The following is a 12793-nucleotide window of genomic DNA, read 5'->3' as shown; positions in this document are numbered from 1 at the left end:
GACCGAGCCTTGCCCGGTCGCGGTCGATCCAAAAGAGCAAGAGCCGCTCCCGAAGTCGACCTGTCACGCCATGCATCCGGCCACGCAGCACGCCGCGTGGCCCGTTGCCTTGGCTCAGCGCGCCCCGAAGCGTGCCCGGCAGCCGCCGTTGACCCACACCGTATTGCCTTCGTAGCCCCAGGTGCGGCCTTCCGCGCAGGTGGTGCCGGACAGCTGTTCGATCAGTTCCGGGCGGCCCTGACGGCGGTCCCAGGCGCAGGTGCGCAGGCGCTTGTCGTCGCTGCTGCAGGTCACCGTGTAGCCGCTGTCCAGCGGCGGCCGGCCCGGCCCCCAGCCACCGCCGCCGCGGCCCTGGGCGAACTCGCCGCGACAACCGTCGTCGACCCACACCGCGCCATCGCGCGAGCCCCAGGTGCGGCCCTCGATGCAGCGGGTGTCCGACAGCTGCCGCACCAGCATGGCGTTGCGCCAGCCGGTCGGGCAGATGCGCTGGCGCTGGTCCTGGCTCTCGCAGCGGACGGTGCCGGCCACGCCGCCACTGCCGCCGCCGTCGCCCCAGTTGCCGCCCCAATTGCCGCGACCTTCGACGAAACGACCACGGCAGCCCTGGTCCACCCACACCACGCCGGGCGCCGAGCCCCAGGTGCGGCCTTCGATGCAGGGCGAATCGGACAGGGTGCCGACCAGTCGCGCAGGCCCGCGAAACGGCGTGGCGCATTGCTGGCGCCGGCGGTCGTTGCTGGAGCAGGCGACGGTGCGGCCGTCGAAGCCCGGTTCCTGCCGCCAGCCGCCGCCGCTGCCGCGCAGCGAGGTGGCGATGTCCTGCTGGATGTTGCCGAAGCCCCAGCCGCGGTCGATCTGGTCCAGGTAGAACTCGAGCTGGTCGTCGGGGATCTGCCGGCCGCGCGACTGGTCGGCGTACTCGCGCTCGATCACCCGGACCCGCCCGGGGACCGACAGTTGCCGCAGGTCCTGCGGCGCGTAGGCGCGGGCGCTCTGGGCCGCGGCCGGGGCGCTGGCCAGGGCCAGCGCGGCGATCATCAGCCAGCCACCAAGGTGCTTCAACATGGGTTCTCTCCTCCCCGTGAATGGTGCGCGGACTATAGCCGCAGGCCAACTTAAGCCAGGATGAGTCATGCGCGATTTGCCCGGGCCGACGCGCCGCCGCAGAATACCGGGCTTGCCGGCGCCTTCTGCGCCGGGCGCCCCCTGTTTGGAGCTAGCGATGCGTACCCACTTCTGCGGCCTGGTCGACGAGACCCTGATCGGCCAAACCGTCACCCTGGCCGGCTGGACCGACGTGGCCCGCAACCTCGGCGGCGTGTGCTTCATCGACCTGCGCGACCACGAAGGCATCGTGCAGGTGATGGTGGAGCCGGAGAACGCGGAGGTGTTCAAGGTCGCCGCCAGCCTCGGCTACGAGGACGTGCTGCAGGTCGAGGGCGTGGTGCGCGCGCGGCATGCGGTCAACGACAAGCTGCGCAGCGGCAAGGTCGAGGTGATCGCCACGGCCATCACCGTGCTCAACAAGGCCGCGCCGCTGCCGTTCCACGCGCACGAGAACCCGGGCGAGGAAACCCGCCTGAAGTACCGGTATCTGGACCTGCGCCGCCCGGAGATGCAGCGCATGCAGCGCACCCGCATCAAGCTGGTGCAGGCGCTGCGCCGCTACCTGGACGAGCGCGGCTTCCAGGACATCGAGACGCCGATTCTGACCAAGGCCACCCCGGAAGGCGCGCGCGACTTCCTGGTGCCGGCGCGCATGCATCCCGGCGAGTTCTACGCGCTGCCGCAGTCGCCGCAGCTGTTCAAGCAGATCCTGATGGTGGCCGGCTTCGATCGCTACTACCAGATCGCGCGCTGCTTCCGCGACGAGGCGCTGCGCGCCGACCGCCAGCTCGAGTTCACCCAGCTCGACATGGAGTTCGCCTTCGTCCGCGAGCGCGACGTGCAGGACTTCGTCGAAGCCATGGTCCGCGCCATCTTCAAGGAGGTGGTCGACGTCGAGTTGGCCGCCGAATTCCCGCGCATGACCTGGGCCGAGGCCATGCGTCGCTACGGCTCGGACAAGCCGGACCTGCGCATCGCCCTGGAACTGACCGATGTCGCCGAGTTGGTCAAGGACAGCGACTTCGCGGTGTTCACTGCGGCGGCCGCCGACCCCGACGGCCGCGTCGCCGCGTTGCGCATTCCCGGCGGCGCCAGCCTCTCGCGCAAGCAGATCGACGAGTACGCCGCGCACGCCGCCAAGTACGGCGCCAAGGGCCTGGCCTACGTCAAGATCGCCGACAGCGGCGAGATCAGCTCGCCGATCCAGAAGTTCTTCGGCGAGGCCGCCTTCGCCGCGCTGCTCGCCCATGTCGGTGCCGGCAACGGCGACATCGTGTTCTTCGGCGCCGGCGCCTACGGCAAGGTCTCCGACTTCATGGGCGCGCTGCGCCTGAAGGCCGGCAAGGACTTCAACCTCATCGCCGACGGCTGGCGGCCGCTGTGGGTCACCGATTTCCCGATGTTCGAGTGGGACGAGGAGGCGCAGCGCTACGTGGCCCTGCATCATCCGTTCACCGCGCCGGCGGTGGACGATATCGCCGAGCTGCGCACGCATGCCAAGACCGCGGTGTCGCGCGGCTATGACATGGTGCTCAACGGCAACGAGATCGGCGGCGGTTCGATCCGTATCCACCGTCCGGACATGCAGAGCGCGGTGTTCGAGCTGCTCGGCATCGGTGCCGAGGAAGCGCGCGCCAAGTTCGGCTTCCTGCTGGATGCGCTGAACTACGGCGCGCCGCCGCACGGCGGCATCGCCTTCGGCATCGACCGCATCGCCGCGCTGATGGCCGGCACCGAGTCGATCCGCGACGTGATCCCGTTCCCCAAGACCACCGGCGCGCAGGACCTGATGACCGACGCGCCGTCGCCGATCGCCGACGCGCAGCTGGCCGAAGTGCACGTGCAGGTGCGCCCGCAGGCGCAGTGATCCCTTTCTTCCAACCGTAGCGCAGGCCGACACATGAGCGAGACCGCATTCAATCTGGAGTGGGAAACCCTCGGCAACGAGGGCGCAGTGGAGGCCATCGTCACCCAGCGCGCGCGCGTGTTCGGCGGCTGGCTGGTGCGCGCCGGCAGCGGCGCCAACGCGCCGCTGGCGTTCGTGCCGGATCCGGAAGGCCGTTGGGACGGCGAGGACTTCGGCGAGGACGATTACGAGTACGAGGAAGACGACGAGGAAGAAGAGGACGAGGAAGAAGAAGGCGACGACGAAGACGAGGGCGACGGCGAAGAGGCCGACGCCGACGCCGCGCACCCGGCGCGCTGAGCCGTGCTGATTCGTCGCGCCACGCCGGACGATGCCGCGGCGGTGACCCGCATCGCCACGGCCACCTTCTGCGAAACCTTCGGCCATCTGTATCCTGCGCAGGACCTGCAGGCCTTCCTCGACGAAGCCTATTCGATCGAGCGCGCGCAGGTGGTGCTGGCGCATCCGGACTACGCGATCTGGCTGGTCGAGCATGACGGCGAGGTGGTGGGACACGCTGCCGCCGGCCCTTGCGGCCTGCCGCATCCCGACGTGACGCCTGGCGATGGCGAACTGAAGCGCCTGTACCTGCTGCGCGCGCACCAGAACGGCGGCTGGGGTGCCCGGCTGTTCGATACCGCCCTGGCCTGGCTGGAGCGCGACGGCCCGCGCACGCTGTGGCTCGGCGTGTGGTCGGAGAACCTGGGCGCGCAGCGGTTCTACGCGCGCTACGGCTTCGAGAAGGTCGGCACCTACGAATTCCCGGTAGGGCAGGTGCGCGATCTCGAATTCATCCTGCGCCGGCCGCCGCGCGCGGCCTGACGCCTGCCGCCGGACCTCGTCCGGGCATGCCGCGTCGACACAGCGGCAACGAGTGCGCGCTACAGTGCTGGCCTGTCCAGCTTGAGGAGAGCACGCCATGTTCCGACCGTGGATGGGAATCGCCGCCGTGGTGCCGCTGCTGGCCGCGTGCGCGCCACCGGCGTCGCTGCAGCCGGCCAGTGCCGGGCCGACGGTGCAGGGCGATGGCCGCTGCAACGTCGAGGCCGTGGCCTGGGCGGTGGGCCAGGAGGCCACCCAGGCGACCATGAGCCGGGTCTGGAAGGAGAGCGGAGCCGGCGTGGTGCGGCCGATCGCGCCGGGCCAGGCGGTGACCCGCGACCTGCGCCTGGATCGGCTCAACGTGTTCCTGGATGGCAGCAATCACATCGTCCGTACCACCTGCGGCTGAGTCGCCGATGGCCGCCGCGCCCCAGGTGCTGTTGCTGCATGGCATCTGGAACGCGCGGCCGTGGCTGCTGCCGCTGGCGTTGCGCCTGCGCCGCGATGGCTGGCGCGTCGCCAGCTTCGGCTATTCGACCGCGTTCGGCGGCGCCGAGGCCGCGCTCCCACGGCTGCACGCCCGCATCGAACGTATGGCAGCCACCGGTCCGGTGGCGCTGGTCGGGCATAGCCTCGGCGGCCTGATCGCCTTGCAGGCCTTGCGGGAGGTGCCCTCGCTGCCGGTGACCCGGGTGGTGTGCCTGGGCAGCCCGCTGGCCGGCAGTGCCGCCGCGCGCGCCCTGGCGCAACGGCGGCTCGGACTGGCGCTGGGCCGCAGCGCGGCGCTGTTGCAGCAGGGTGTGGCGCGCTGGGACGGGCTGGCCGAGGTCGGCGTGGTCGCCGGCACCGTGGCGCGCGGGCTGGGCGCACGCTTTGTCGCGCTGGGGCCGGAGTCCGACGGCAGCGTGGCCCTGGCCGAGACCCGCGTGCCCGGCCTGGGCGATCACTGCCGGGTGCGCGCCAGCCACAGCGGCCTGCTGTTCTCGGCGCAGGCCGCGCGGCAGACCGCCGCCTTCCTGCGCGACGGCCGCTTCGCCGCCTGAGCCGGTCGCCAGACATCGAGCGTCCGGCGGCGGCGGTGGCCGGCGCCGCGTCGCGGTGTCCGCCCGACCGCCTTGGCGCCGGCACAGGCGATGCCGCCGCTCAGGGCGTCACGAAGGTCTTCAACCAGTCCAGCGTGGGGTTGAGCGCCCAGGCGGCGGTGCCGCTGCGGTAGTTGCCGTCGACCAGCACGCCCGTGCACTGGGTGCCTGGATAGCCGCCGAAGCCCATGAAGCAGTGGTCGGCGTAGAGGTCCTGCACCTCCCGGTCCTTGACGACGTACCAGCCGCTGCCGTTGCTGCGGAAGCACGACTGCTGCCCGTCGCAGCGCAGGCCGGTGACCAGTTGCGCCTGGGTGCGGGCGACGTTCTCGGTGCCGCCGACGAACATGTCGCGCTCGCCGTTGATGATGCGCAGGCGATCGGAAGGCAGGCTGTGGTTGCCGTCGGCGATGCAGGAGGCCAGGTTGTAGTAGGCGGTGTAGGTCGTACCGGTGCCCTGGCCGAACGAGGCGGCGACCCGGGGATCGTAGTCGTGCGCCAGCACCGAGATGATCGAGCCCTGGCTGAGCCCGCCGGTCACCACGCCCTTGGAGCAATCGGCCTTGTCGCGGGCGCAGAGCTGGGCGATGGCGCTGTTGATGTTCTGCGCGTCGAAGATGGCCTTGGCGCGGTTGCCGATGACGCCGCAGCTGCCGAAGCTGGCGTTGTCGTACTCCACCGAGGCCGCCACGAAGCCCTTGGCCGCGGCGGCATTCACCGCGGCCATCGCCCAGTTGCTCTGGTAGTTCTCGCCGGTCCCGCCGATATGCACGTAGACCGGGTACCTGCCCGTCGCGCGGGGTTCCTGGCCGCTGATCGAATAGGTGGTGACGCCGGCGTTGTAGCGGCCCCTGAAGGCATCGGTCTGGGCGCTGGCCAGGCCCGGGGCGGCAAGGGCGAGCAGGCCCAGGCAGCGCAGGGCCTGCGACAGGAACGGGGCGGGGGTGGTGCGGGGCATGAGGGATCTCCTTTCGGTGCGATGGAAAGCGGGCGCGACTTACGCGTTCAGCCTCCAGGTGGGGCATGACAGTTCTGGCAGCGATGTGGCGCGCATGGGTAGACAGTCCGCCAAGGTTCGACCGGCAGCACGGGCCGACGCGCGCTGGAGTGGGCGCCGGCCGGGGAACGGGCGGCATGCGCCGGTCGCACGCGCGGTCGGTCGTCGGCGCGGCCGGGCCGCGGGATGTGCGCGGCATCAGGTAAAATCCGCGTCTTGTCCTTACAACTGTCCGGAACGCCCCATGGGTAGAGGCCCCTCGATCGAAGCCCGCAAGAACGCATCCGATGCGAAGCGCGGCAAGATTTTCACCAAGATCATCCGCGAGATCGGCGTCGCCGCGCGCGCCGGCGGCGGCGATCCGTCCAACAACCCGCGGCTGCGCGTGGCGATGGACAAGGGGCTGGCCTCGAACATGTCCAAGGACGTGATCGAGCGCGCGATCAAGAAGGCCACCGGCGAACTGGAAGGCGTGGAGTACGAGGAAGTGCGCTACGAGGGCTACGCCCCGGGCGGGGTGGCGGTGATCGTCGACTGCCTGACCGACAATCGCGTGCGCACCGTGGCCGACGTGCGCCATGCCTTCAGCAAGTGCGGCGGCAACATGGGCACCGACGGCTCGGTGGCCTTCATGTTCAAGCGCCTGGGCGTGCTCAGCTTCGCCGCCGGCGCCGACGAGGAGAAGATCACCGAGGCGGCGATCGAGGCCGGCGCCGACGACATCGTGGTCTACCCCGAGGACGGCGCGATCGACGTGCTGACCGCGCCGGAGGCGTTCCAGTTAGTCAAGGACGCCATGGACGCGGCCGGCCTGGCCGCCGACCACGCCGAAATCACCTTCCGCGCCGACAACGACATCGCCGTGGACGGCGACACCGCGGTGCAGGTGCGCAAGCTGCTGGACATGCTGGAAGACCTGGACGACGTGCAGAACGTCTATTCCAACGTCGACCAGGCCGCGCTGAGTGACGGGGGCTGACACCATGAAACCCGGGGGCCGGGGCCCAAGACCCGGAACCCGGAGCGGCGTCGTGCCGGTGCCGGAGGCATCGCCGACGTCGATGGCTGCCACGGGCATCTCTGCCCGCACGGGCGCTGCTTTTACGATTCCCGATTCCCGATTCCCCAATCCCGGCTCCACCCGCATCCTCGGCATCGACCCCGGCTCGCAGCGCACCGGCGTGGGCATCATCGATGTGGACGCGGCCGGCCGTACCCGGCATGTGCACCACGCGCCGCTGGTACTGCTGGGCGAGGGCGACTTCGCGCTGCGGCTCAAGCGCCTGCTGCACGGACTGGATGCGCTGATCGAGGAGTACCGGCCGCAGGAAGTGGCGATCGAGCGCGTGTTCATGGGCAAGAGCGCCGACGCGGCACTGAAGCTCGGCCATGCCCGCGGCGCGGCGATCTGCGCGGCGGTGCTGCGCGAACTGCCGGTGCACGAGTACGCCGCCAAGGAGATCAAGCTCGCCGTGGTCGGCAAGGGCGCGGCGGAGAAGCAGCAGGTGCAACACATGGTCGGTCTCATGCTGAGCCTGACCGGCAAACTTCAGGCCGACGCCGCCGACGCACTGGCCGTCGCCATCACCCATGCCCACGTGCGCGCCACCGCGCAGCGCCTGGGCGTCAGCACGCAGCAGGCGTGGAGTAGAAAATGACAAAGGCTGGGAATCGGGAGTCGGGAATCGGGAATCGGAACAGCAGAAGCGGTGAAGCGGCCACCCGCTTTGCCCATTCCCCATTCCCCATTCCCCAATCCCGGCGCCTCGCACGAGGCGCCCAATGATCGGCCGTCTGCGCGGGATCCTGGCCTACAAGCAGCCGCCGTGGCTGGTGATCGACGTGGGTGGGGTGGGGTATGAGCTGGAGGCGCCGATGAGCACCTTCTACGACCTGCCCGACGTCGGCCGCGACGTCATCCTGTTCACCCACTATGCGCAGAAGGAGGACAGCGTGTCGCTGTACGGCTTCCTGCGCGAGGGCGAGCGGCGGCTGTTCCGGGACGTGCAGCGGGTCAGCGGGATCGGCGCGAAGATCGCGCTGGCGGTGCTGTCCGGGGTCAGCGTCGACGAGTTCGCGCGGCTGATCACCGCCGCCGACGTCACCGCGCTGACTCGCATCCCCGGTATCGGCAAGAAGACCGCCGAGCGCATGGTGGTGGAGCTGCGCGACCGCGCGGCCGACTTCAGCGGCGGTGCGCCGATCACCGGGCAACTGGGCACCGACGCGGTGTCCGAAGCCACGGTGGCGCTGCAGCAGCTCGGCTACAAGCCGGCCGAGGCGGCGAAGATGGCGCGCGACGCCGCCGCCGACGGCGACGAGGTCGCCACGGTGATCCGCAAGGCCCTGCAGGCGGCGCTGCGCTGACCTTGGGTCGGTTTGGCTTTCCGCTCTTTCTTCACGTTCTGGCGCTACTCTTCCCACCATGTCCAGCTCCTCCAGTTCCGCCGCCCGCCCGGGCAGCCACGATCCGCACGCCAAGACGGGCTTTGGGGTGATGCTGACCGCCATTGGCGTGGTCTTCGGCGACATCGGCACCAGTCCGCTGTACACGCTCAAGGAAGCGTTCTCGCCACACTACGGGCTGACCCCGGACCACGACACCGTGCTGGGCATCCTGTCGCTGGTGTTCTGGGCGCTGATGCTGGTGGTCACGGTCAAGTACGTCACCGTGATCATGCGCGCCGACAACGATGGCGAGGGCGGCATCATGGCGCTGACCGCGCTGGCCCAGCGGACTCTGCCGGGCGGCTCGCGCTCGATGTACGTGGTCGGCATCCTCGGCATCTTCGGCGCCTCGCTGTTCTTCGGCGACGGCGTGATCACCCCGGCCATCTCGGTGCTGTCGGCGGTGGAAGGCCTGGAGGTGGCCGCGCCCAAGCTGGAACCGTTCGTGGTGCCGATCACCCTGGTGGTGCTGGGCATGCTGTTCATGGCCCAGCGCTACGGCACCGAGCGGGTGGGCAAGGCGTTCGGGCCGATCACCCTGGTCTGGTTCGTGGCGCTGGGCGCGATCGGCGTCTACAACATGACGCGCGCGCCGGAAGTGCTGCACGCGCTGAACCCGTGGTGGGGCGTGCGCTTCTTCGCCGAACACAACTGGCACGCGGTGTTCGTGCTCGGTGCGGTGGTGCTGGCGGTGACCGGCGGCGAGGCGCTGTACGCGGACATGGGCCATTTCGGCGCCAAGGCGATCCGCCGCTCGTGGCAGTGCGTGGTGCTGCCGATGCTGACCCTGACCTACCTTGGGCAGGGCGCGCTGGTGCTGCGCGATCCTGCGGCAGTCAGCAATCCGTTCTACGAGGCGGTGCCGGAGTGGGCGCTGTACCCGATGATCGTGCTGGCCACCGCGGCCACGGTGATCGCCTCGCAGGCGCTGATCACCGGCGCCTACTCGGTGGCCAGCCAGGCCATGCAGCTGGGCTACATCCCGCGCATGCACATCCGCCACACCTCGCACTCCACGATCGGCCAGATCTACGTGCCGGCGGTGAACTGGTGCCTGCTGGCGCTGGTGGTGGTGGCGGTGATCGGCTTCGGCGACTCCACCTCGCTGGCCACCGCCTACGGCGTCTCGGTCACCGGCACCATGCTGATCACCACCGTGCTGATGGTCATCTACGCGCGCGCCAACCCACGCGTGCCGGCGCCGCTGCTGTGGCTGTTCGCCCTGGTCTTCCTGGCCGTGGACTGCGCGTTCTTCTACGCCAACATCATCAAGTTCCTGGACGGCGCGTGGTTCCCGCTGCTGCTGGGCCTGATCCTGTTCACCCTGATGCGCACCTGGCGCCGCGGCCGCAAGCTGCTGCACGACGAGATCCGCAAGGACGGCATCAAGCTCGACACTTTCCTGCCCGGGCTGATGCTGGCGCCGCCGGTGCGCGTGCCCGGCACCGCGGTGTTCCTGACCGCCGACCCGATGGTGGTGCCGCACGCGCTGATGCACAACCTCAAGCACAACAAGGTGCTGCACGAGCGCAACGTGTTCCTGACTGTCGAAACCCTGCAGGTGCCGTACGCGGCGGCCGGGCAGCGGCTGAAGATCGACGCGATCGGCGACGAGTTCTATCGCGTCTACGTGCGCTTCGGCTTCATGGAGACCCCGGACGTGCCGCTGGCGCTGATGCGCTCCTGCGACCAGGGCGGGATCTACTTCGACCCCATGGACACCACCTATTTCGCCAGCCGCGAGACCATCGTGGCCAGCGCCAACCGCGGCATGCCGATCTGGCGCGACAAGCTGTTCGCAGTCATGCACCGCAACGCCGCCCCCGCCACCGGCTTCTTCCGCATCCCCGGCAACCGCCTAGTGGAACTGGGCGCGCAGGTGGAGATCTGAGGCCGCGACGGTGTCGCGGCCTTGGGAATGGGGAGGCGGGAATGGGGAACAGGGAAAGGCAACGGCCGCGGCGTCTGGCCTGAAACCAGGCGGCGACCATCAAAGTAAGCGCCAGCCGTGCCGCCAACCGCTACTATTGTCCGCTCGATTCCCCATTCCCGATTCCCCAATCCCGGCTTTCCATGGACCGCATCATCGCCAGCAGCGCCACCCGCGAGGATGACGCGGCCGAGGCCAGCATCCGCCCCAAGCGGCTGGACGACTATCTCGGCCAGCAGCCGGTGCGCGAGCAGCTGTCGATCTACATCGAGGCGGCCAAGGCGCGCGGGGAGGCGATGGACCATGTGCTGATCTTCGGGCCGCCGGGCCTGGGCAAGACCACGCTCAGCCATGTCATCGCCAACGAGCTGGGGGTCAATCTGCGGGTCACCTCCGGCCCGGTGATCGAGAAGGCCGGCGATCTGGCCGCGCTGCTGACCAACCTGCAGCCGCACGACGTGCTGTTCATCGACGAGATCCACCGCCTGTCGCCGGTGGTGGAAGAAGTGCTGTACCCGGCGATGGAAGACTTCCAGATCGACATCATGATCGGCGAGGGCCCGGCCGCGCGCTCGATCAAGATCGACCTGCCGCCGTTCACCCTGATTGGCGCCACCACCCGCGCCGGCCTGCTGACCGCGCCCTTGCGCGACCGCTTCGGCATCGTCCAGCGCCTGGCCTTCTACACCCCGGACGAGCTGGCGCAGATCGTGCGCCGCTCCGCCAGCATCCTCGGCATTGCCTGCAACGCCGATGGCTGCGCCGAGATCGCGCGCCGCGCGCGCGGCACCCCGCGCATCGCCAACCGCCTGCTGCGGCGGGTCCGCGACTTCGCCCAGGTCCGCGCCGGCGGGCAGATCGACCTGGCGGTGGCGCAGGCCGCCACGCAGATGCTCAAGGTCGACGCCGAGGGCTTCGACGAGCTGGACCGGCGCATGCTGCGCACCATCATCGAGTACTTCGGCGGCGGCCCGGTCGGCGTCGAGTCGCTGGCCGCCTCGCTGTCGGAGGAGCGCGGCACCCTGGAGGACGTGATCGAGCCCTACCTGATCCAGCAGGGCTACCTGATCCGCACCGCCCGCGGCCGCATGGCCACCAACAAGGCCTATCTGCACCTGGGCTTGCAGCCCAAGCACCGGGAATTGGGAATCGGGAGTGGGGAATCGGGGGCGCTGTTCTAGGATGTTCTGGTTACCCAGCTATCGACAGGAGCGCCGCTCTTGACTGCCGATTCCCCATTCCCCGTTCCCGATTCCCGGCTATTCAGTTGGCCGACACGCGTCTACTGGGAAGATACCGACGCCGGTGGCGTGGTCTACCACGCGCGCTACGTGGCCTTCCTGGAGCGGGCGCGCACGGAGTGGTTGCGGGCGCTGGGGTATGGTCAGGAGCGTCTGCGCCTGCAACACGATCTGGTGTTCGCGGTGCGCGCGATGCAGCTCGACTTCCTGCGCCCGGCACGCCTGGACGATTCCCTGCAGGTCGGCGTCGCGCTGTCGCAATGCAAGCGCGCCAGCCTGGTGTTCGCGCAGTCGATCCGCCGCGACGACGGGGAGCTGCTGTTGCGCGCGCAGGTGCGGGTGGCCGCGCTCAGCGCCGGCAGCTTCCGCCCGCGCGGCATGGACGACGCGCTGCACGATGCATTGAAAGTTCTTGAAATCACTGAAGCCGAATTACTGAGGAACGACGGATGATCGCATTGCTCCTGGCCCTGCAGGACACGGTGGTGGAGGCGCTGCCGCAGGACGTGACCCAGACCGCCACCCAGGCCGTCGCCAGCACCGCCGCCCACGGCGGCATCAACTACCTGGACCTGATGGTCAAGGCCAGCCTGCCGGTCAAGGTGATCGTGCTGCTGTTGCTGCTCGGCTCGCTGATCAGCTGGGTCATCATCTTCCGCAAGGGCAAGGTGTTCAAGGACGCCAACCGCGAGGCCGACGACTTCGAGAACCGCTTCTGGTCCGGCACCGACCTGAGCAAGCTCTACGCCGGCGCCACCGACCGCAACCGCGTGGTCGGCGGGCTGGAGGCGATCTTCGAGGCCGGGTTCCGCGAATTCACCCGCCTGCGCGACAAGCGCCGGCTCGATGCACGCATCCAGTTGGAAGGCGCGCAGCGGGCGATGCGCGCGACCTACGCGCGCGAGGTCGACCGCCTGGAGCGCAACCTGGAACTGCTCGCCAACATCGGCTCCACCGCCCCGTACGTGGGCCTGGTCGGCACCGTGTTCGGCATCATGGTGACCATGCACGACATGATCAACAGCGGCCAGCAGGCGGGCATCGCCGCGGTCGCGCCGGGCATCTCCGAGGCGCTGTTCGCCACCGCCATCGGCCTGTTCGTGGCGATCCCGGCGGTGTGGGCCTACAACCGCTTCACCACCCGGGTCGAGCGCCTGGCCGTGCGCTTCGAGACCTTCTCCGAAGAGTTCAGCTCCATCCTGCAGCGCCAGGCCAGCGGCGACTGAGCGTCGCCCGCCTGTCCACGACTCCCAGGAT

14 protein-coding genes are annotated in these 12793 nt (G+C 69.5%); 12 read left to right on the top strand and 2 right to left on the bottom strand.

All coding sequences use genetic code 11. The annotated features are described in order from the left end of the window. Positions 1–114: 114 nt before the first annotated feature. Entirely contained in the window at positions 115–1068 is a 954-nt protein-coding gene (locus CEK66_RS04055; protein WP_152236025.1) for a DUF3011 domain-containing protein, read from the bottom strand. A 157-nt stretch (positions 1069–1225) separates the two neighbouring features. Here CEK66_RS04055 and aspS point away from each other — a divergent pair, with 157 nt between their 5' ends. The 5 genes from aspS to CEK66_RS04030 all read left to right on the top strand — a co-directional run bounded on the left by aspS (position 1226) and on the right by CEK66_RS04030 (position 4881). Beyond that, positions 1226–2977 (top strand): aspartate--tRNA ligase, encoded by a 1752-nt coding sequence (aspS, locus tag CEK66_RS04050; RefSeq protein ID WP_152236024.1) that lies wholly within the window; start codon positions 1226–1228, stop codon positions 2975–2977. A 33-nt stretch (positions 2978–3010) separates the two neighbouring features. Further along, on the top strand, positions 3011–3316 hold the full coding sequence (locus CEK66_RS04045) for a DNA primase (protein WP_152236023.1): 306 nt from the start codon (positions 3011–3013) through the stop codon (positions 3314–3316). 3 nt (positions 3317–3319) lie between these two features. Continuing rightward, positions 3320–3838, top strand: a complete 519-nt coding sequence (locus tag CEK66_RS04040) for a GNAT family N-acetyltransferase (RefSeq protein ID WP_043091795.1) — start codon at positions 3320–3322, stop codon at positions 3836–3838. Between the two features lie 97 nt (positions 3839–3935). After that, positions 3936–4247, top strand: coding sequence for an I78 family peptidase inhibitor (locus CEK66_RS04035; protein WP_223875595.1), 312 nt, complete (start codon positions 3936–3938; stop codon positions 4245–4247). A 7-nt stretch (positions 4248–4254) separates the two neighbouring features. Further along, complete coding sequence (locus tag CEK66_RS04030) at positions 4255–4881, top strand: alpha/beta fold hydrolase (RefSeq protein ID WP_226977873.1); 627 nt, start codon at positions 4255–4257, stop codon at positions 4879–4881. Between the two features lie 100 nt (positions 4882–4981). Here the strand turns inward: CEK66_RS04030 and CEK66_RS04025 are convergent, their stop codons facing one another. Further along, positions 4982–5878 carry a hypothetical protein gene (locus CEK66_RS04025; RefSeq protein WP_152236021.1) on the bottom strand — a complete coding sequence of 299 codons (897 nt, stop codon included), beginning with the start codon at positions 5876–5878 and terminating at the stop codon, positions 4982–4984. A gap of 283 nt (positions 5879–6161) precedes the next feature. On the opposite strand from CEK66_RS04025, the gene CEK66_RS04020 reads away from it, so the two are divergent. The 7 genes from CEK66_RS04020 (at position 6162) to tolQ (ending at position 12762) form a co-directional block, all read left to right on the top strand. Beyond that, the gene (locus CEK66_RS04020; RefSeq protein ID WP_152236020.1) at positions 6162–6896 is read left to right on the top strand and encodes a YebC/PmpR family DNA-binding transcriptional regulator; all 735 of its coding nucleotides are present in this window, start codon (positions 6162–6164) and stop codon (positions 6894–6896) included. 82 nt (positions 6897–6978) lie between these two features. Further along, positions 6979–7575: a crossover junction endodeoxyribonuclease RuvC gene (gene ruvC / locus CEK66_RS04015; RefSeq protein WP_226975086.1), complete on the top strand. Its 597-nt coding sequence runs from the start codon at positions 6979–6981 to the stop codon at positions 7573–7575. Between the two features lie 124 nt (positions 7576–7699). Further along, positions 7700–8284: a Holliday junction branch migration protein RuvA gene (ruvA, locus tag CEK66_RS04010; protein WP_017907444.1), complete on the top strand. Its 585-nt coding sequence runs from the start codon at positions 7700–7702 to the stop codon at positions 8282–8284. 130 nt (positions 8285–8414) lie between these two features. Beyond that, positions 8415–10256 (top strand): potassium transporter Kup, encoded by a 1842-nt coding sequence (locus CEK66_RS04005; RefSeq protein ID WP_225851637.1) that lies wholly within the window; start codon positions 8415–8417, stop codon positions 10254–10256. 182 nt (positions 10257–10438) lie between these two features. Then, the gene (gene ruvB / locus CEK66_RS04000; protein ID WP_152236019.1) at positions 10439–11476 is read left to right on the top strand and encodes a Holliday junction branch migration DNA helicase RuvB; all 1038 of its coding nucleotides are present in this window, start codon (positions 10439–10441) and stop codon (positions 11474–11476) included. Between the two features lie 39 nt (positions 11477–11515). After that, entirely contained in the window at positions 11516–11989 is a 474-nt protein-coding gene (gene ybgC / locus CEK66_RS03995; protein WP_039725849.1) for a tol-pal system-associated acyl-CoA thioesterase, read from the top strand. Beyond that, positions 11986–12762: a protein TolQ gene (tolQ, locus tag CEK66_RS03990; RefSeq protein ID WP_017907448.1), complete on the top strand. Its 777-nt coding sequence runs from the start codon at positions 11986–11988 to the stop codon at positions 12760–12762. The genes ybgC and tolQ overlap by 4 nt, the downstream gene beginning before the upstream one ends. Positions 12763–12793: the final 31 nt, after the last annotated feature.

Source organism: Xanthomonas sp. LMG 12460 (assembly GCF_009192895.1).
Taxonomy (GTDB): Bacteria; Pseudomonadota; Gammaproteobacteria; order Xanthomonadales; family Xanthomonadaceae; genus Xanthomonas_A; species Xanthomonas_A sontii.
This window is presented reverse-complemented; position numbering and strand designations above follow the sequence as displayed.